This window comes from Snuella lapsa, assembly GCF_039539345.1.
Lineage (GTDB): Bacteria > Bacteroidota > Bacteroidia > Flavobacteriales > Flavobacteriaceae > Snuella > Snuella lapsa.
The window spans coordinates 346-22621 of sequence record NZ_BAABCY010000047.1; the positions used below are offsets into that span (position 1 = coordinate 346).

11 protein-coding genes and 1 pseudogene are annotated in these 22276 nt (G+C 36.8%); 2 read left to right on the top strand and 10 right to left on the bottom strand.

Annotated features, from left to right (window positions below; translation table 11 throughout):
* Positions 1-286 precede the first annotated feature (286 nt).
* The 6 genes from ABD792_RS09195 to ABD792_RS09220 all read right to left on the bottom strand — a co-directional run bounded on the left by ABD792_RS09195 (position 287) and on the right by ABD792_RS09220 (position 11323).
* Positions 287-1879 (bottom strand): arylsulfatase, encoded by a 1593-nt coding sequence (locus ABD792_RS09195; RefSeq protein WP_345005634.1) that lies wholly within the window; start codon positions 1877-1879, stop codon positions 287-289.
* A gap of 1 nt (position 1880) precedes the next feature.
* Positions 1881-3605: a DUF3472 domain-containing protein gene (locus ABD792_RS09200; protein ID WP_345005635.1), complete on the bottom strand. Its 1725-nt coding sequence runs from the start codon at positions 3603-3605 to the stop codon at positions 1881-1883.
* A 135-nt stretch (positions 3606-3740) separates the two neighbouring features.
* Positions 3741-4793 (bottom strand): LamG-like jellyroll fold domain-containing protein, encoded by a 1053-nt coding sequence (locus ABD792_RS09205; protein WP_345005636.1) that lies wholly within the window; start codon positions 4791-4793, stop codon positions 3741-3743.
* A gap of 61 nt (positions 4794-4854) precedes the next feature.
* Entirely contained in the window at positions 4855-6636 is a 1782-nt protein-coding gene (locus tag ABD792_RS09210; protein WP_345005637.1) for a RagB/SusD family nutrient uptake outer membrane protein, read from the bottom strand.
* Between the two features lie 12 nt (positions 6637-6648).
* On the bottom strand, positions 6649-9909 hold the full coding sequence (locus ABD792_RS09215; RefSeq protein ID WP_345005638.1) for a SusC/RagA family TonB-linked outer membrane protein: 3261 nt from the start codon (positions 9907-9909) through the stop codon (positions 6649-6651).
* Between the two features lie 49 nt (positions 9910-9958).
* Positions 9959-11323 (bottom strand): Gfo/Idh/MocA family protein, encoded by a 1365-nt coding sequence (locus ABD792_RS09220; RefSeq protein ID WP_345005639.1) that lies wholly within the window; start codon positions 11321-11323, stop codon positions 9959-9961.
* Between the two features lie 291 nt (positions 11324-11614).
* Between ABD792_RS09220 and ABD792_RS09225 the strand changes: the two genes are divergently transcribed.
* Entirely contained in the window at positions 11615-15703 is a 4089-nt protein-coding gene (locus ABD792_RS09225) for a hybrid sensor histidine kinase/response regulator transcription factor (RefSeq protein ID WP_345005640.1), read from the top strand.
* 223 nt (positions 15704-15926) lie between these two features.
* Positions 15927-16166, top strand: a pseudogene (locus ABD792_RS09230) (transposase); the annotation flags it as partial.
* Positions 16167-16254: 88 nt separating this feature from the next.
* Here ABD792_RS09230 and ABD792_RS09235 read toward each other — a convergent pair.
* From ABD792_RS09235 to ABD792_RS09250, 4 genes are all read right to left on the bottom strand, one after another.
* Positions 16255-18237, bottom strand: coding sequence for a glycoside hydrolase family 172 protein (locus ABD792_RS09235; RefSeq protein WP_345005641.1), 1983 nt, complete (start codon positions 18235-18237; stop codon positions 16255-16257).
* Positions 18238-18378: 141 nt separating this feature from the next.
* Positions 18379-19650 (bottom strand): glycoside hydrolase family 172 protein, encoded by a 1272-nt coding sequence (locus ABD792_RS09240; protein WP_345005642.1) that lies wholly within the window; start codon positions 19648-19650, stop codon positions 18379-18381.
* Between the two features lie 27 nt (positions 19651-19677).
* The gene (locus ABD792_RS09245; RefSeq protein ID WP_345005643.1) at positions 19678-21885 is read right to left on the bottom strand and encodes an alpha-N-acetylglucosaminidase; all 2208 of its coding nucleotides are present in this window, start codon (positions 21883-21885) and stop codon (positions 19678-19680) included.
* A gap of 211 nt (positions 21886-22096) precedes the next feature.
* Positions 22097-22276, bottom strand: a 180-nt coding sequence (locus ABD792_RS09250) for a glycoside hydrolase family 2 protein (protein ID WP_345005645.1), incomplete at its 5' end; no start/stop codon positions are given.

The following is a 22276-nucleotide window of genomic DNA, read 5'->3' on the forward strand; positions in this document are numbered from 1 at the left end:
GAATTTCTTGAAACGAACTATCCCCGAGGCAGACCCTCAGGGGGTATACTTCGACAAGTTCTGTCTCTGTACAGGTTTCGCTCGTTTCATTTTGACCCTACAAGGCAAAAACCGAAATTCTGTGTTTAGATTCCCGTTTTATTCATCAAAACATATTTCAAATTAAGGTATTCATGAATCTACGATTTAACGGGAATGACAATTTCAACGGAAACCCCGACGCTGAGCGTCAAGGAATTCTTTTTTATTAAAAAGTTTAAAGATTAACGACAGAACGTTTTCTATTTTAATCTTCTTCACTTTGTGCCGTCATCTCCTCTATAGCTTTAATCTTGAACCTATCCACTAGAGGTGTGCTATGCTCTGATCTTATGATATCAAACAGACGTTTTATAACTTCAGGATTATCGGCTGCTACATCGGCTGCTTCTGCTGGATCTAGTTCTATATTGTATAGTTCGATGTCTTTATTCCCTTTTTTAATATTCTTCCAAAGTATCTTCCACTTACCCATTCTTACGGCTACCTGACCGTTGTACTCCGGAAATTCCCAGTATAGGTATTCATGGACCCTCTGCCCCCCATTTTGGGTCAGGGAGTTCAGGAAGCTTATGCCATCAGTGCCGCCAGGAGTCTCCACGCCAGCCACCTCGCACAGTGTTGGCATGACATCCCAAAAAGCTGAAATGTGGTCGGTTGTAGTACCAGGTTCAATATGGCCAGGCCATGAAGCGATCATAGGGACACGTATCCCGCCTTCATATACAAAGCCCTTGCCCCTACCGTATTCACTTTTGAACGGTTTGGCACTGTCAAACCAGGGCGAATCTGTGCCACCATTGTAAGTTGGGCCATTATCACTGGAAAATATGATAAGTGTATTGTCGTATTTCCCCGTTTTCTTTAGATGTTCAATAAGCTTCCCGATATTTTCATCGAAATACGATACCATAGCCGCGTAAGTGGCGTGAGGATAGCGTACAGGAAAGTAGCCTTTTTGACCCAAGTATGGTTCTTCTTCTCCAAATTTTTCCACATAGTAATCAACCCAACGTTTAGGTGCCTGAATAGCCGCATGCGGTATGGGTGTAGCCCAATACATAAAAAACGGTTCTTCTTTTACACCATCAACAAAAGCTATCATTTTTTCAAAGGACACTTCAGGAGAGTAGTACGGCTGGTTGTATTTGCCATAAGAGGCTTCGTCATAAGGATCTGCCCCTTCATCCAATTTTGTATTGGGTGGTACTGTGTCGTTGGCTAAATGGTAACGCACTTCATTTTCATAAAGATGTAAGGGGTTATAGGTATGCGCCTGACGCTGACAGTTGTACCCAAAGAAGTAATCGAATCCCATTTTTGTTGGAATAGATTCGGTATGTGGTGCCCCAAGCCCCCATTTCCCAAACATGCCATTGGTGTAACCTGCCTTTTTGAGCAATCTAGGCAAGATAACCACATCTGCACCTAAGGGTGCTTGACCTTCAAGGGTAGAATCCTGAGCCATTTTTACATAGCTCCAAACATCGCCTCGGCTTCCCCATTCATCATTCCCCCTAACTGGCGAATGCCCCATATGTTTTCCAGTCATTAATGATGCACGCGCTGGAGCACAGACAGGAGCTCCCGAATAATGCTGTGTAAATAACATTCCAGACTTTGCTAGTGCGTCTATATTAGGTGTTTCAATCTTTTCCTGTCCATAGGCCCCTACTTCGGCGTAACCCAAATCGTCTGCTAAAATATAGATTATGTTTGGTTTTCTCGTTTCAATACTTGTTCCATGTTTCTCTCCATTTTTACAGGATTGAAAACATATACTTACAAAAAAAACAAAGATTATTTTTATTCCAAAAATCATGTTTTTAATTAGTCTCATTTTATTCAAGAGTTTTAAATTTCTGCGTATCGAAAGACCATGTAATTCCTTGATCATTGGTGATTTTAACTCGATACTTGTATTCTGTATTGCTTAACAAATTATCCAAAGTAATTATTTTTACACCACTTGAAACTTGGAAACTCTTGCTGTTCTGCCAACGCTCCTCCTTGGTAAGCCCCTCTTCTGTTCCCCAAAAAATTTGTGCACTGGCATTAGTTCCCAAATCTGTTATGTTAACATTCAATTTGGCCGAATTACTCAAAATTTCGTCGGGGGCATTATGAACAAACGTTGCTGGCATTTTATAAAGTTCATCTAAATATGCCCCTTCGAGGTAATTCGGTGTAGAATCGGGATTACTTAATATAAGTGTTTTCTTCTCTATACCAGGTTCTCCCCAGCCTCCCATTTGCATGGAAAACTTATTTCCTACTATCCTCCAATCTCTAAAGCTTAAATCACTTTGTCTTGAAGTCCCCCTGATAGTATTTATAGGGTACCAGTTACCTGATGTATCCATTTGCCATCCCCTATATTGAGTTTCACATATCTCATTTCCATTTCTCACTCTATCCGCAGGCCCTGGCACTTCTACAAACGCCCCTGTAGTTAAATATTTTATTTGTCCATTAGAATTATACTTTTTACCACAACCATAAAGTTTCCAATGTCCATCTACCGGGCTTAAATAATAACTCCAGTAGGTATCGTAAACTTCTCCCGGTTGTATACGTACAGCTATAGTTTGAGTACTCACATTTTTATCTACATAAGGGTTTGGTCCTCTTGGTTTAACCCCGGTACCTTCATGTCCATACGAGCCAAATACTAATCCAGGCCCCACGGCTATTAAATGGCTTTCCTGATAAAAAGGAGGCACGGGATCGTTTTCTCCATATGACCAAAGGGAAAAATTATACCCCCCAAAGGATTGTGTGTCCTTATCCCATGTTGAGCCTGTATATCCAAAAACAGTAGTAATAGGTTGGTAAAAATCTTGAGATTTACTTATAATTGTGAGTTCATGTACACTAATTTCCACAGGGTTACTGCTTTCTGTACCCCAACTACAGTGAACCGCATTTGCCCGATAGCGGCGCATAACATTTTCGGCATCTTTGGTTGCTTTACCTGATATGTGCAAATTGTTAAAGCGTCCTATTTCTGCTCCAGAATTTTGAAGCGTTTTTAATTGCAATTTCAATATATGAAAACCAGTATTCACATTGTCAAAAGTCACACCTTCCTGAATTTGATAGTTTTCTACTGATCCCGTTGCTTTTAATACGCTTTCCTTACTCGTATTATCTAGATATATGTTCAAGATGGAACCTTCTTGACCTGAAGGTATTGCCATTTCTGGTTTTATGGTTAAACTTCCTGGAGTTTTAATGTCTATTCCAAAAACAATGGTATCGGACAACACACTCCAATTATGGATATAATCATAATATTCATTTTTGTTATACGCATTACCTGAGGTTTTATCCCTTAGATTAGCACGTAAGGTCCCAATAGGAGAGAAAAAACTTTCGTTTGGGGTAAATATTAATGCAGGTCCATTATCTTGATTTTCATCTCCATTAGATTGACCTTCTTCTTCTGTTTCTACTTGGCGATATTTAAAAGGTGTATTACCATGATCGGAACAGGAACAAATCATAGCATAAAAAAATAGCACAAAGGTTATTCTTAAAACATTTATGTTTATTATTTTTCTCATTAATTCCACTTGTTAAGGGTTAATTTGGGTAAAAATTTGTTTGCAATTTTGGTTAAGACATAGATAAAAAAAGAGACGTCAAGATTATGAACCAAATCGAAGACACCTCCTTTTTAGAATTTCTATTATTTTATATTATTCTGCTGCTACAGCAGAAATCTCTGCGGGCAGTAATGCTGTATCAATAATCCTTAAATCGTCTATTTCCCCTTTAAACCTATGGTTTGCATTATAAATAGCCTGACCTATCATCACATCGCCAGCTAAATCTGTATCGATTAATCTGGTTTCAGAATTAAATGATCCTGTTGCATCCGTTGCATTTGGGATTAAAACACCATCAACATAAATTTTAACGTCTTTTAAATATGGTCCATCTGTAGGATCGTATGAAACAGCCAAATGATGCCACACATTATCATTAAAAATAAAAGCTTCATCAGTCCTAACATTTGATGACCCTGCCTCAATTCTAATTCTTGACCCGTGAACCATAATATTAAACATTTTTGTAATGGAATTCGTTCCCCAAGACACAATAGTACTACGATTAGTTACCTCTGGTGGCAATTTAAACCATGCCATCACAGTACGCGGATTGTCCCCACCAATACCTTTAAAACCTGGGATTGTCAAATACTGATCGGCAACATCTGGAGCCTGCCAACTGCTATTTGCATTACCCTTACGATCTTCTGCATACGTGGGGTCTCCGTAGTTGGAAAGTGCATCGAATTTATTTAATCCTTTATCTACCAAATTTCCATTAAAAGCATAATTAGACAGATACGGAATTGGCGCACCTTCTACTGTAATGTAGTCCTCAAAAGTCACTTCTTCACTAATACCATATGCGTTTCTTACTTTTAAGCTAACACTAAAAACACCTGCTGCAGGATAAGTAACCACAGGATTTTTTTCACTACTTGTTGTAGGAGTACCTCCTTCAAAAGTCCATGAATATAAAACAGGACCATTACTAGAATTATCAGTAAAAGTTACAGATTCTTCGGCGAAAATTTCGGTAGCTGAAGCCGAAATATCCACTGTTGATAAAAGGCTTGGGTCTACAGCTTTATTTTTGTCTCTATAACCATTTTCATTAGGAGAACATGCTATAAAAAAAGCAACTATGCATAATGTTGCACTTTTCAAAAAATTGTTTTTATATGTTTTTTCACTTCTCATACTTTAAGTTTTTAAAAGAAGACGGGACTAGACCCGCCTTCATAGTTATTAAATTTCATCACTACCAATCTGGATTCTGTTCTAGATTAGGGTTTATAACTCGTTCACTAGATGGTATAGGATACAAATAATAGTGTTCTGAAAATGCAGGAGGAACATCCTCCAAATACTCTATATAGCCTTCAGGAGCATTGTTTTGGATTCTTACAGTTGGATAGTCAGACTTCTTTACCCATCTACCCAATTTTACTTCGGTAGCATAGTCCATTTTTTTCCAGCGTCTCAAATCATCACGTCTAAAACCATCCCCCATAAGTTCTACTGCTCTTTCTCTACGAATTTCCCATAATACAGGATCTACACTAGGGTCTCTCATAGGATCCCAATCTGAGCTAATAACTCCAACAACCATTCCTGAAACTCCCCCTCTGGCTCTTAATTTGCTAATAGTAGCATCTGCTATCGCCTGAGTAAATTGTCCCATTTCAAAAGTAGCTTCGGCATAGTTTAGCATCACTTCACCCATTCTAAAAATTGCCATATCACTTACATCTTGACTAGAGGTCTTATAGTTATGCTCGTTCCAGACTTTCCAGAAGCGATATCCGTTATTGGTTTGGGTTGGTGTAAGCTTCGTAAAATTAGGTACTTCGCCAGTTACACGACCAGACCAATTTCTATCAGGTAAATTTTTATAAGGAAACCCTCCTGTAATTGCTTCTAATATTGGGAAATATTCACGACTTGGATCTAACTCATTATCAGATAAGAATCCGAAATCTTGAGCTCCATTTCCTGTGACCTGATAAGGCGGAGGCGTCATAATGAGCAAACGGTCGTCACGATTTTTAAATTCATCGTTAAAGTTTCGATCTCCTAAAAACTCTGTGTTGGTTGCATTGTATATTGGCTTTCCATTTTTAGTTAAAAACTGATCAATTCCTTTTCTTGTTATGTCATACTTATTATTAGTGGATCGTGTATTTGTAGATATGGTATGCGTTAACTGATCTATAACATATTCTTTATAAAGTATAATACCCGGCTTGCCTTTTAAATCATCACTATTAAAAACATGATCATAATTATCCATAATCACGGGATACTTATCTACTAACTCTTCTGAAGCTTCTATACTAGCATTAAGGAATTTATCGGCATTTACCAAACCATGATATTTCCGCCATGTGCCTTCAAACAACCCAAATCTAGATAATAGAGCTCTTGCAACATCAGCATTAATAGTATTATCACCATCTCCATTCTCTTTAATATTATCAACTGCAAATAACAGATCTCTAAGAATATTATCCGCTACAAGGTCCCTGCTATCCCTAGATCCATATAGAAGTTCCAAATCCTGATCAGTTAACTCATTTTCCACCCAAGTGACACCTCCAAAGGTTGACAACAACGTAAAGTATTCATGGGCTCTAAAAAACAAACCTACACCTCTCCAATGCGCTTCATCTTCTTCAGACAATCCTGCACGGTATATATTATCCAACATAATATTTACTTTTCTTATATTAATATAAGAACCAGAATACCTTCCATCGTTTGTAGGGATATTATACTCTCCATAAATATAAGAAGGCCTACCTCCAGACATCATTAAGTCCCCTTCTAAATCTCTTGTTGCAGACCAAGTTGTGCTTGCTGGATAAGCCTCCAAAAAATCATAAAAACTCCATACATAGGTCTTTATATTGTTGTAGCTACTAAATATAGTCGCCACTGATAGTTCATCTTTTGGTTTTTTATCTAAAAAATCATCATTGTTACAGGCTATAATCAACAAACATCCGATAACAAAAGTTAAAACAAATTTAATTTTCTTCATAATACTATTTTTTTAAAATGATAAGTTAACGCCTAAAGTGTACTTAGACATTACGGGATAAACTCCGTCCGAATCTTGGTCTGGATCAATACCTTTATATAATTTATCGAACCTATATACATTATTTCCAGATACAAATACTCTAAGATTATCAACATTTATTCTATCTAAAAATTGACTATTCAAAGTATAACCAATAGTTATGTTTTGAATATTCAAATAACTTTCATCGGTTAAATATTTTGTCTGTGTTCGCATACTTCTGCCGTAGTTACTTCCTGTATTACCGTTATTAGGATCCCCATAAACTCTCGGAAAAAAAGCGTCCTGATTATCTGGGGTCCAATAATCCAGTTGGTGCTTATATATATTATCAAATACACTACGGTATGGGAATACGAGATCCGAATTCCTCCAACCATCTTCTTTGCCTACACCTGATAGTATAAAAGAAATATCAAACCCTTTATAGGATGCGGATCCATTAATACCAAACTGATAACGCTTACGTGAGTTACCAATTACTCTTCTATCTCCCGGCCCTGTTGTAATTTCTCCTTCAGAATTAGTAATTGGGTTACCTTGAGCATCCACGTCTGTAATAAGTGAAGAATTTCCACTTGTAATTATTCCATCACCATCCAAGTCTTTAAATTTCACATCTCCAGGATAAGGTGTACGTCCTGTAAACGTAGCTACTCCCTGTTTTAATTGCCTATTTTCACCAGACAAATCTGCATTTAAAGTCCCTTCTACAAAATCATCAACTGTATAATAACCATCGCTTACATAGCCCCAAATTTCACCTAACCTTTGACCTTCTCTAAAATCACTTAAAAGTTGACCTGGATTATTAAATTTTGTTATTTCTGAATAATTATCAAAAACATTAAGATTAATATTATATCTAAAATCTCCTATTCGGTCTCTCCAACCTAAATCAATTCCCCATCCTTTAGTCTCTAAATCGGCTACATTTTGAAAAGGCGCATCTGTTCCTAAAATCCCTGGAAGTGGCTCTCCTGCTCTTAACATACCATTAGTTTCTCTTCTAGTAATTTCAAAAGTTGCGTTTAATCGATTTTTAAACATACTAACATCGAGTCCTATTGTAGAAGATACTATTTCCTCCCAAGTTAGCCCAGCGCTTATTAATTGCGCAGGGTTAAAGGTAACATATCGAATATCTGTAGCAGGGTTAAGCCAGCTAGCAGAAAATGACTCATAACCGGGATTAAAAGGATAGTAATCTCTAGCGTTACTATTAGGTCTTCTGGCAATTTGGTTACCAATTTCACCCCATGAATATCTTGGCTTTAACATATTGATAAACTTTACACTTTCCATAAAAGGCTCTTTTGCTATATTCCAAGCTGCAGAGAAGGAAGGCAATCCGACAAAACGATCTCCTTCTGCAAATATTGAAGATCCATCGTACCTATAATTAGCTTCTAAAAAATAACGTTCCTTAAAATTATAGTTTAAACGGCTAAAATAACCCACAACTGCCCAATCATAAAAAGCCTCACTAATATCAAAATCTTGACCTTCGGCCAATTCAAAAGTCGGTGTGTTTATGTCTATTAAACCATTTCTAGAAACTGATAATAGTTCTCTATTCTCTTCTTCACGGTTTAAACCAGCAGTTATTTTAAAATTATGGCTACCTAAACTTGCAGTATAAGTACCATATAAGTTTAAGGCATTATAAACCGTTTGTCTTTTGGTTCTAGATAAAGAACTATTATTAAAGACATCATCTGCTGTACCATTAACTGTATATAAGTGTGTTCTTGCAAAACGTTGCCCATTATTTACTGCTACTGTATTCTGTAAATCTTTAGAATAAGTATATTCTCCTGTTAAGGTTAAGTTTTTAAAAACTTCCCAATTTAATTGTTGATATAATCTCAAATTGTCAATATACCTCTTACCAGGTTCAGTATACTTTACTAGATTGTCAGGTGAATCGAAAGGAAAAGCTTCTCCATCAATATCAATGAATCCCGTAGGGTCAAACATACGCTGCTGAACCATTTGTGAGTAGGATGCTCTTGGCCTAGATTGCACACTAGATCTATACATAATATTGGTATTAGATTCTAAATTAGATGTTAAATCTGCCGTTAAAGAAGTATTAATATTATACTTTTTAAAGTTATCCTGATTGGTTACCATAACACCATCCTCGTAGCTATAGCCTGTACTTAAACGGTAAGCTACTTTTTCGCCTCCTCCAGAAACCGTAAAATTATGATTTGTAACAACGCCAAAATTCCCCAAAAATTTATCAACAAGATCTGATTCTGCTAAAGGGTAATGCTGCGAATTAGCAGTATCAAAATGAATTGGATAGGCCTCTCCACTAACAGGATCAGTAATAAAATTTAATTGACTTCTATCTGTATCATATAAATCTAAATACCCTAGCCAGTCTTGAATATTTTGACCTGCAAAATAATCTCTAACACCCCATTCGTTTAGTGCTTCTACAAATTCTCTAGTAGTAGCTTTTTCTGGTAAATCATTTGCTATTGAAAGACTTGTGGTGGTATCGAATGTAAATCTTACTTTTTGGTTACGTTTTGCTTTTTTTGTCGTTACAAGTATAACGCCAAACGCAGCGCGGGCTCCATAAATAGAACTGGCTGCAGCATCTTTTAGTATAGATATGGATTCTATATCCCTTGGATTTAAGTCCTCCAAACTTCCTTCAACATTATTGATTAAAACCAACGGAGAACCACCATTAATAGATGTAAATCCACCAATATTAATTCCAACACCATCATTCCCTGGTTGATTTGAAGTAATTGTAACTTGCAAGCCTGCTGCTACTCCTTGAAGCGCTTCGGCGGCATTTGTAATAGGTCTATCCGCAATAATTTCATCCATTTTAACAAAGGATGCGGATCCAGAAACATTATCTCTTTTCTGTGTGCCAAAACCTACAACGACCACTTCATCAAGTTGTGAAATGTCTTCCTGCAATGAAATATCAACCGTTGTTTTTCCCGCTACCGGAACTGTTGTTGCGATATATCCAATATACGATATATACAAAACATCATTTTCATTAACCGTTAGGGAGTATTTACCATCAAAGTCTGTAGATGCTCCTTGGGTTTTTCCCTGTATGGCCACCGTTGCTCCCACCAAAGGTAATCCAGACTCATCGGTAACAGTTCCCTCAACTGTTTTTTGTTGTGCCTGTAAAGCACAAGTAAAGCACAGCAAAATTCCTAAAAGTTTAAAAGTTAGTTTTTTTCTCATAATTTAAAGATTGATTTAGTTTTCATATTGATAATATTAAGTTAGATGTTTAATAATTGTCCTTAATCCAGTTATAAGGTTTACTCTTTACCCACATGCCTCTTGTAAAATCAGGGAAATCCTGTGGCTCTCCATTATTTTCAATAGACAATTCGGATAAAGGCGTAATGGCACTCCATGCCGCAGCATCGTAAGCATCCATTGGCGGTGCTATATTTTGTTTGGCCGATTCTACAAAGGCTTGCAATACAAAGAAGTCCATACCGCCATGACCCGCCCCCAAGGCATGTTCGCCATATTTTTGCCATAATGGGTGGTCATATTTTTGTATCAACTCCTTAGAATCATCCCATCGGTGTGGCTTTTTCGATTGACCTTCTATATATATCCTATCACCATCTTTTTCCCATAGACCTTTAGTTCCCTGAACCCTAAAGCCTAATGAATAGGGTCTTGGCAGGTGTACATCGTGAGTAATAATAATAGTTTCTCCATTGGCTGTTTCAATGGTAGAGGTAATAACATCTCCCATTTTAAAGTTTACTTTTGCATTTGGGTGATTTACACCGCCATTTTCAACTATATAATTATGCATTCCTCTACTTTTAGTAGTGTGTGAGGTTAACGATACAAACCTATTACCTCTATTTATGTCGCACATAGCCGCTATAGGTCCCACACCGTGTGTTGGGTAGACATCGGCATTTCTTAATACCGAGTGCTGGGTCCGCCATACGGATTCCGATATCCCTTTATCCCCAAACTCTACACCCTTGCCATAAGCGCTCTTCCCGTCATTAAGCATGACGAAGCGTAAGTCGTGCTGGTAGCCACACCTAAAGTGCACCAGTTCACCAAACACGTTTTGCTTTACCATATTTAAAACCGCTAAAACATCACGACGATAGTTCACATTTTCAAGAATCATCATGTGGGTACCTGTTTGCTCATGTGTATTGACCAAATCCCAGCATTCCTCTAAAGTATTGGCTGCCGATACTTCCAAACCTGTATATTTTCCAGCCAACATAGCATCCTTGGCCATACGGGTATGCCATAGCCAAGGCGTCGCGATAATAACTGCATCTACTTCTTTTAACTCTAATAAATTTCTATAGTCATACTCTCCTCCACTGCCAAAAACTAATGGTTTCCCTTGACCCGTCTTCGCGATCTTATCTAAAGCAATTGATATTCTATTTGGATCGATGTCGCAAATAGCTGTTACAATAATATCATCTCTTTGTAAAGCATTTCTAAGGTGGTTAGTCCCCCTTAGTCCCACTCCAATAAAAGCTAGTTTTAGTTTATCCTTTTCTTTTGCTCCAGAAAGTCCAAAAGATAAATTGGGAAGCGTAACTATTCCAACTCCCCCAATTGCCGATTTTTTAATAAAGTTTCTTCTTGTATTCATCTATTTTTTTCAATGATATATTAAAGCGTTATAAAATTTCTCGATATGCTTGGGACAGTGTTACAAATCTGTTAATATTTTCATGTATTCACCGTAGATTTTTTTTCCTAAAAAAGTAGGTATTTTACTCAGCAATTATTGTTGATTAATATACCTACTCTTTTAGCCTATTTATTCCACCATTCTAAACAATAGAAATTAAACTATTGATTATTAAGTTCTTTTCTTTTTTTAATTATTGAAAACTTTTAACTTTGGGATATACTCATAACTGAAAACATTTCTCAAGCAATGAACAACTATGCAAAGTCTTTATGCTTTCTGATTTTTTTTAATTTACTTTCGATATGCTATGCTCAAACAGAATCGAACTTTATTAAACTAAACAATCGTTTTCCTGTTGGAACATCCTTTACCGAAGACCATTTAGGATACATGGTTTTTACAGAAGGAAATAATATATATAGATACAATGGCTACGATTTTATCGACAAACCCTTATCTACTGTTTTTGGCAATGATTTTACCCAGGACAAAAATTTCTTGTTATCTAAAGATACCAAAGAAAACCTTTGGATATCATCATTTAAGGGTGAGCTCGTTAAAATTGCCACCAACGGCGAAAAGACCTCTTATAAGGAATTTATTAAAAATAATAACAACAACGAACAAATATTATCTATTAAACCCAAGGACAATAACGTTTGGTTTGGATCAGCAAGTGGTGTACTTTACAACTATAATCTGGATTCCAACAAAATAGCTCAAGTATTTAAACTACCAAAAAAAGAGGATAGACAACAAGCCATAGTCGCGATTGCTATAACAAGTCCTGACGAAGTATGGGTTAGTACCAAAGAAGGCAGCATTTACAATTATTCTATAAGAGCCAATTCATTGGAAATATTTAATGAGTTTGTTACAAAGGCCAACCAAAATATACTCGTTACAAATGACAACCAAGGGCATTTATGGATCGCAACAGAACTTAACGGGCTATACTGTTATGATCCTGAAAAAAACCTTTTTAAGCAATACGACATCACCAAAGATGGAAAAACCTCTAAGCATCATATGTTTACTTCAATATTCTGTGATAGCTCGGGAAACATTTGGGCAGGAACCGATGGTGATGGATTATATAATATTAACTGCAACAATGGCAAACTCACCTTATTTACCCACAAAGAAGACAATAAGTTTTCGATAAGTGATAACACGATACTTAATATTGTCGAAGATTCCAAAAACAACATATGGGCACTGTCCAAAAAAAGGGTTATTAATATTCTTCCTAAAAACACGAACAAAATTAGACATTTTAATGGTCAAGAAAATGAAGCTACCACAAAAATTCTATCAGTTTTAAAATCTACTGATGGAACAACATATTTAGGCACAGACGGCAAAGGACTGAACAAAGTTTCGCGGAACAATAAAAAGACACAGTTTAACCCTCATCAGAAAGGCGATAAATTTTTTGAAGGACGATATATCCAAACTATGGCAGAGGATGGCAACGGCAATATTTGGTTAGGAACTTATCAAAATGGCTTATGGGTGTATAACCCGAAAACAAACCTTTTCAGGAAAATACACTCCACAAAAGCACCCTCACCCGATATTAGAACCATTTTCAAGGATTCAAAAAACAGGATATGGGTTGCCCTTTCCAATACCCTTAATGTATATAACAGTGATCAACAATTACTGGCTACATTTAATTATAACGATAATGGATTATTTGGCAAAACATGTATGGCCATTAACGAAGATGAACACGGTACGATATGGATAGGCCTTAACATAAATAAATTATATAGTTTCAATGAAAACCCGGAAGATTTAAAAAAATCCTATTTTACCAAACATAACTTTTTTATTGAAAACCCGGAAGATTTAAGACACCCTAATGTACACGCCATAAAACCGGATTACCAAGGCTCCTTATGGATATTAACTTCGTTGGGAAAACTCATTAAATACAATTTAAAAAGCCATTCATTCGAATCCTATGCCGACAACAAACATCTAAGAAGTATTTTTATAGCTTCTGTCTTGGTTGATGACCCAGATAATTTATGGTTAAGTAGCACTAATGGCATCCATCACTACAATATAAAAAAGGATGAGCTAAGATCCTATTATCATACCGATGGTTTCCATAACATTAGTTTTGTTAGGCGAAGTGACTTTAAAGATAGTCATGGTATTCTATATTTTGGTGGAGACAATGGCGCAAACGCTTTTTTGCCTTCCGAAATAGAAAAAAATGATACCGCGGCCAAATTATATCTAAACGATATAGAAATTTTAAATAAGCCTGCTGGCAATATTATACCGGATCAGGTAAAGAACGGTGTAGAATATGTAAAAGATCTGCAACTAAGTTACGATCAATCCTCATTTTCTTTTAAATTTTCTGCACTAGGAAACCTTATAAATACGGATTATCATTATGCATACCGGTTAAATGGATTTGACAATGAATGGATTGCCTCAAGAGACCTAAGGACGGCCACCTATACCAATATACCATATGGCAACTACACGTTTGAGGTTAAAGCAGGCACCAAAATAGATGAGTGGAATATTGAACCTATCTCAATAAATCTATTTATCAAACCTCCTTGGTGGCATAGCCCCCTTGCATATGTATTGTATTTCATTTTGGGTTCATTAATTATGTATAGCATTATGGTTTGGCTCAAACTAAAAAATAAATTACGTATAGAGACATGGCAAAACAATAAGGAAAAGGAGCTTTATGCTCTTAAAATGAACTTTTTTGCCAAAATGTCACATGAAATACAAACACCATTAACACTTATTATGGGTCCCATATCGGATATGCTCAAAAGGGCAAACGACAATGGCAATGAACTACTGAACCAGCGACTTATGATGATAAATAATAATGCCAGAAGGTTATCGAGAATAGCCATGGAACTGATGACCGTTAGAAATAAGGAACTTGGAAAACTTAGAGTTTATGCTTCAAAAAATAACTTGGTAAAAGACCTGAAAAGAATAGCACTTTCCTTTAGTGAGCAGGCCAGATTTAAAAACATTAACTTTATTCAGCAATTCCCTCAACATGATATTAATATTTGGTACGATATTGATAAAATCGAACACGTTATCTACAATTTAATATCAAATGCGTTCAAATTCACCCCAGCTGAAGGAACAATCTCCCTTAGGGTAGTTTTTCATGAAATGGATGAATTGGTTAAAATAATGGTTCAAGATTCCGGACCAGGAATCCCAAAAGATGAGCTTCAGGACGTCTTCAAACTTTTTTATCAATCAGATCTGGGAAAACACAATAGGGGTATAGGTATTGGTCTCGCACTTACCAAGGAACTTATTGACTTGCACAAAGGTGAAATTAATGTTACATCCTCTCCTGAAAATGGAACCTGTTTCTGTGTTAAACTTTCGAGCAAGGACAATATTTTCACTGAAGATGAAAAAATATTCACCAAAGACTCGACGATGATATCGGATTCCATTGAAGATGAATTTAAAACTTTGGAAACAAATTTCATCATTAAAATAAATCAAGAATCCAGTAAAAAACACACCCTTTTAATAGTTGAAGACAATATTGAAATGCAAATGTTTTTGAGAGATGTTTTATCGAGCAACTTTAACCTGCTTATTGCCGCAAATGGAAAAGAAGGCATAAGCTTAGCTGAAAAACAAAATCCCGATTTGATTATCAGTGATATCATGATGCCGATAATTGATGGACTTGAAATGTGCAAACATCTTCAAAAGAAAAAAGCAACTGCCCATATTCCAATTATTCTTTTAACAGCTGAAAACTCGTCCTATGCAAAAATAAAAGGATTGCAAACTGGCGCCATAGAGTACATAAAAAAACCTTTTAATTTTTATGAGTTGCAATTAAAAATAAACAATATTCTAAAAACAAAAGAAAATACAATTTCCAAGTATAAATCCGATGTTATTAGTAATCCTGATAACATTAAAGAACCCACTAAAGATGATCTCTTTATGAAAAGACTCATAAAAGAACTTAATAAACAACTAGAAAACCCTGAGTTTAAATTAGAAGACTTACCAAAAGTATTCAATATGAGTTACTCGGTCATTTACAGGAAGTTTCAAGAAATATCTGGTAAAACACTCATAGATTTAGTTAAATCCTTAAGGTTGAAAAGAGCGGCTATATTGATAAGTCAAAATGGTTATAGTATTTCTGAAGTAGCCTACATGGTTGGCTATAAAGATCCTAAATATTTTACAAAAAGTTTCAAAGAAGAATTCGGAATACCTCCAGCATCATTTAAAAGGGAAAGTAAAAATATTGATTCGGAAGCATTAGCAAAAAAATACAAATTACCCAGTTAGCTCAACGACGAATTTTAAAAATTTATCCAAACCAAGTTATAGATTAATTGTAACATCAATTAAACTTTAAAATGCATTAAAAATTCATTTTTATATCTAAGATTGATCAAAAAGAAAGACAAACACAACCTTTGCTTTTTCATTCTGAAAGTGGTATATTGTAACTTGAGTTTCATGTGTCTCAAATGAATTTAGGAAACTATTGAAGTTAAATACTTTGGCTACTCAATCCATGAGTAGGAAAGCAAATTGTTGGGATAATCCTGTAGCAGAATCTTTCTTTAAAACATTAAAGATAGAACTGGTTTATGACAATTCATTTAAAACTATAGAACAGGCTAAAACTAGCATTTTTGAGTATATAGAAAAATGGTATAATAGAAAACGATTACACCCTTCTTTGGGATATAAAACACCTTATCAAGTAGAACAAGCATTTTATCAAATTAAAAACGTGGCATAGGTTTTAGAAAATTTGTCCGACTTTTTGTAGCAAATCCAATTTCAGACTAAAAACACTCCCTGATGATAGGATTTTCACATCATTGATTTTATCGGTTTAAAAAATTATTATTTATCAGAAAGAAATCGATGCCCAAACCATACTTCCCATTTACCGGAGTAGCTTTTGCATTGGGTTCTTTCAAAATAAATTTTAGCAAATAGGCATTATTTACCGGGTCAATTTCTCCCAGATTAATATACGGGTTGGTCATTCCTCCATGATTAGAATAAAGATCTTGTGTAGCTTTTAACTGACCATTCACATAGATGTCGAAATTTCCACAATTCTTTCCAACTGCTGCACCTAGTTTAATGCCTGATTTTTCGAATTGCTCGGTAATCTTCACTTCCACAAAATCGCCCAACGTTTCAAACCAGATTTCTTTCATTGCCCCACTACTCAATTCACCCCATACAGGAATACTTGCATGGTTTTCTGAAACGAGCTCACTTTTTGCCGTTACTTTTAAAATCTCGGCTTCTAGAGCTCCGTCAACAATGTACATCTGCCTTTTAGCTTCTTCCACTTTTTGTTGAAGGCCTTTCAAAGTTGGAAGCGTTTGAGAAGCCATTTCTGGTTGCGGCTTTCGGTTGTAAGTAACACCTGGTGCTCCATACCAAAATGTAGTTTGCGAATATTGAAGAAAATGCCAGCGTTGCCTTGTACCACATGATGATTCTACATCAAACTTTATTTTTTCGTTGAACGAAATGGCATCCAACACGCGGGTTCGTGTACAGACGTTGTACCCCATCGACCGTGGATGACCCACAATAATATTTCCCAGAAAAGGTTTTGAAAACTGATCGTCGGGAGTAGGCACAATTCCTCCGGCCCAACCGTAGTAGTCTTCAGTACCGGTTCCAAAATGCGAAGGGAAATTTCGATCGAAGTCTTCGTCCACATAAATTTTCTCATCGCCTTCACCCCACCAACCTTCACGTGGATTAAGCACCGTCCACTGATCTCCAACCACCACACCTTTCCCTTCAGCAGAAAGAAAATTCCAATCGAATAATGGGAAAGTTGGAGTAGGTTCATCCATTCGCCACGAAGCGTAAAAGTGCATGGAATTTTCCTTCCATTTATAATCCTGGGTTCGTATATTTACCATCAGCTCAACAGGTTCGCACCATAAGTTCTTAAGCATTATTGTTCCGGTCTTATGATATGGCATAATCCAGCGACAAATCATGCTTCCATCTTCTTCCACTGAACGTTCCCACATATCATATGGCTGAATTTTTCCAACATTGTTGAAAAAATCACCCAAAGGTGCCCAAACAGTTTGTTCACCATCAAATTCGCCACTCAGAACAGTTGAACGCAATGCCTGCGGTAAGTTATCTGCATTGGTTATTTTAAACTCTAAATTAGTAACTGCATTATTTCCTTTAGGAAGATCTATTCGGATAGATTCACCTTTATTCAGAACCTGTTGTTTTTGATGAAATACGCCTTTTGATGATGAATACGATACAAGTTCTTTGCCCACTTCCTCACGAAGTTTTGCGGTTTCATTAAATTCACCCATGCTAAACGTTCGAACCATAGTTTCTGCCGGATATTTTCGGTAATTAATGATGTTATAGAACGTATTTTTATCCATCGTAATTTTACAACTCTTGGCATAAGGAATAGGAAAATAAAGGTTTCCTGCACGAGTTGATTTATCGGCAAAAGGCGCTTTTACAAAATCCTGTCCTTTTACCAAGGCAAAGAAATTTGTATTGATTACAGGATCAGAGGAACCATCGAGATAAAATTTAATATTTGCACCAATGGTATCGTTCAATCCATAATAAAAACAAACCGCCCAGATTTTCGTGATCACTCCCGGCCCCTCATCTTCCATAATTACCCATTCAGTTTGCCCGTTAATTTCCTCAGTGCGGATAAAACCAATGCCATCGCTATCGGCAAACCAACCAGGCTTTTCAGGCGATATTGATTCGCGGTTATAACTACTGGACTGTAAACATCGGTAATTCAACTCCGGGAAATAGGTTATTTGTTCCCGGTCGACCATTTCGTTCAGAAGGTAAGTAAGGTTGATCTCTTGTTTGTCACCTTTTTTTGCACATCCGGAGATAATTAAAAAAACAAGAAAAAAAGCGTATATAAATATCTTATTCATAATAACAAGTTGCTAGAAAATTGAAAGTGATTTTTATTTTTTAGCCTTCCATACACGACTATCTAAATCTTTTAAACGGTGTTCCACAGGAGCCAAACCAGGCAGGTTGTTCTCTGGTTTATCTAAATAGAAATAGGCTGTTGCACATACATCATCGCTACGAAAAAAGTGTACGCCAACATAATTTGGAAAGTCTTCATCGTAAATATTACGGTTACTGTGTTCTCCAAGCAAACGCCCCTGATATGTTGGGACGCTGTCCTTACCTTGATACCAGACCGGTTCCAAATCGATGCCTTTTGCCCTTCTTGCTTTTGCTTCGGTCACATTGGTATTTCCCAGCTGCTGGATAGTTACCCTGCAATCATTATGAAAAAATACAGGATCGGATGTATGGTACCGGTAAAAAGCATAAATATCAAATTCTTTATTTGAAACAAGGGAACCAAAATAACGTCCACGGAATTCACCCTGTCCCCATCCGGTACCGATATAATCTTCAGTTCCTGTTCCCACAAGGGTTGGATATTGGTTATCACCATCGAGATAAACCTTAATTTCTCCTTCGCCAAACCATGTGCCACGCGAAAGCGAATCACCAATCACACCTACATTAGTTCCCAAGTAGCGGCCTTTCCCTTCTATTTTCGGTAAAATTTCAAAATCGATTCCTTTTTTTGTATTCAGGTCTCGCTGCCAGTATGCATGAAAATACAGGGCATCATCCGGCAATTTGCTCACTTCGGTATAATTTATATCATACCACAACCACAATTCTGTAGCCGATTCGTTGGTAACAGTAATAAGTGCCGATTCACGGAAAGGCATTGGAATGGTAAAATTAAACGAGCGCGCCTCAGGACTCTGAAAAAACTCATTATCGTAACGGGCAATTAATCCATGTGCTATACCAAAGAAGTCACCAATTGGAGCCGAAACTGCCGGTTTTATTGCTCCATCCCAGTACATGTCGATACGCACTGCACGGCGCTGTATCATGTTTTTTCCAAGGGTTCCGCTTAGCCACATACGATTTACAATTCCGGCTCCATTCACATTAAAAATAGTTTTTGTTTCTCCAGGAGAGATTACATAAAACGCATTTCCCTTGGCTCCTTTGTTAGTCATTCCTCCTTGCCCCGGCTCTCCGGTTGGGTTTTCGGGGCTGACCCAACGGGTTTTTACATCTTCGGGAACAGCAAGATATAACGGTTTTAAATTCGTTTGTAGTTCTTTATGTCTTATTGAACATGCTCCCATAGAAATAAGGATGAGCAGGTAAAGGATATTCGACAATTTAATCATGTCTATATATTTTAGTTATTATTGATTTTATTGATAATATTCGGGAAATAAAGATTTATATTTTTCAAATATGTATTTAACCATATCAAGTTCATCCCCTTGCGGCTCAGACGATATGTCTTTAGGATTTTTTATCCATTCCTTTTCCCAATCATCCAACTGGGCATAAAAATCATTGGCCCGAAGTGTTTCTCTTCCATATACCAATGGTAAACCTTCTTCCAGGTATTCTGTATCGTTCTCAAGATGCTTATTAAGCATCGCATAAAACTTTTCCCAACGTGGATAATAATATCCAGAAATCAGTCCACTCCACTCGCGCCACGAATAATCAAATATTTTATCGGCTCCCCATTGTGTAACTAGAAGTGAAGCATTGAATTCGTACAAACTTTTTTCTTCATCAGTAACTCCCCAATTACGGGCATCATTTACCCATTTCCCAAAGCTAAACTCTCTGCGGGTTTTTAATACCCTGTCAACATCAAGCAACATATTAAGGAACCTTTGGGAATGAAGTTCAAAGGCTTTAATATTTTTATTTCTGAATGCCTCTGCTGCTTTTTTATGTATCTCCTGTCCGAGGTTAGTTAACACCTGGCGTTGCAAATCAACAATATCATAACGATAGCCTTCTGAACCTTGAAGTTTTGTGGCATCATTAAGTAACAATTGAAAAGCCTGTATCACATTTTGAGGATCATATGGAATATTAAAGCCTTCATTGGGACCTGATTTTTTAACATTAACAGCAGGACGGGCACAAATAATAGAGCTATTCTCTACACCGTTGGTTCCTTTAGTGTAAGGACCTTCAAGTAATAATTGCCAGGCTTTTTGTGCCGATTGCGATTCTTCCCCATAACGACGTGTGGCATAATTATTCAGCCAGTCGGTAACTTCCACTCCTGAAGGATGAAAGGCCATTTCAAAAGCCAGATCGTAATAAACAGGATTTTGTTTGATCGATTCCATAAACACCCCACTTCCTGTCGCATTGGGGGCTTGCTTTTTTACCTGTTGGTACTGGTTAGATGCCAGCAGATGCATATCGCCGTGCATATTAATACGACCTCCAAAGTTGTGAAGGTTACCAACTACAAAATCGTACCCCCAGTAATTCTTGATTGTTTCCCATTTCCATCCTCCCAGATCCAATACCAGCAGTTTTCCTTTTGGAACCACGGTTGCAATATCTTCACGAATAGACCAGGCCTGCATGGCCCATAAGGCATCAGAATCAAATTCAGTCATTAAATTGTAAATAGCATGGCCTACAGCATTCAGGTATTCTTTTGTTTCTTTAGGTGGATGCCCTTCATGAAAAGGGTCTGCCGCATAAGTGCCATGCGCCCCAAATAGTTTTCTTTGTTCTTCCAGAAAAGTTGTTCCAATTTTTTTGAACAGAGGATCCAACGGATCAAGTTGTGCAGTACCGTCAAATCCGCACCATTCGTGTTCCTGCAGAATAGCAGCTTCAGGAAATTTTTGCATTAATTCTCGGGGAACATAACCTGTAAATCCCTGCTGTATTGGTTTCATCCCCAGTTCTAACTGCCGGTTAATGATTTTTTGCCCCAATTCTATATGTGTATCAATCCAGTGTTTTGGAAGCGGACCTCCATGACTTTGAATGTTGGTCATCCATTGCCATGCAAAATAAGCTGGTCCAACAAGGAATGAACGGGCTTCTTCATCGGTAAAGCCAAATTTTAGTAAGGTATTGTACCATACACCTTCGAGACCAATTACCGACAAGGGCATATTGATCCCGTTCATGGCCATGAAATCAATTTCGCGTTGCCAGCGTTCCCAATCCCACCACGATGCAGTATAATTGAGCGTGCAATAGTTAAAATAAACCCGGTATTTTGCATCAATAATCTTTCTTATCTTCTCTTTAGGCATGGGTAATTTGGCAGGCAAGTTAAGCTGGTCGCCACACCACGACAAATGTGCATTACAGGTGTATTTCAAATACCAGTTTAAAGCAGATGCAAGAGATACAGGGCTATTGCCTCTTAAACATATCTTATTGTCTTTCAGATCTATTTCAAATATATCTTTCTCTTCTTCGATAATTTCTAAACTGAATTGATCAGAGTATCCGGGGATTATTCTTTCAATCAACTCGTTTGCTGCATTCAGTTCGTTGTCACTATATACCTGCTTTTTCTGGCTCGACCAACAATTTATTGCTAACGCCAACAAAAACACAATGGAAATCAATTTCATAAAAATGTTATTTTCTAGTTATATGATTAAAACTTCTTATTTTAAAAGATGCTTTAAGGCTGATGGAGTACTTCCAAGCGAATACGTTCCGGAGAAACATGCTAATGAAGACATAAATAGTTAAATGTACATTGACGATATTTCAACTTAATGTCCATCTGGACATTAAGTTGAAATTAAGCGAAACAACTTTTATACTTCTCTGTAAAACCTAGTAGGCATCTACCAGTGATTTTATTTCTATTTTAGAATCATCAAAATCCTTACTTTCCACCACAATGGTTGCGGGGACATTTGGTAATAAATCGAAGTAATTGTCTGAAAGCTTCAGCGAAGCCCCTTCAACGGTTATGAACAGATCTTTTACCAACGTTGCCGCACGCAACGTCAT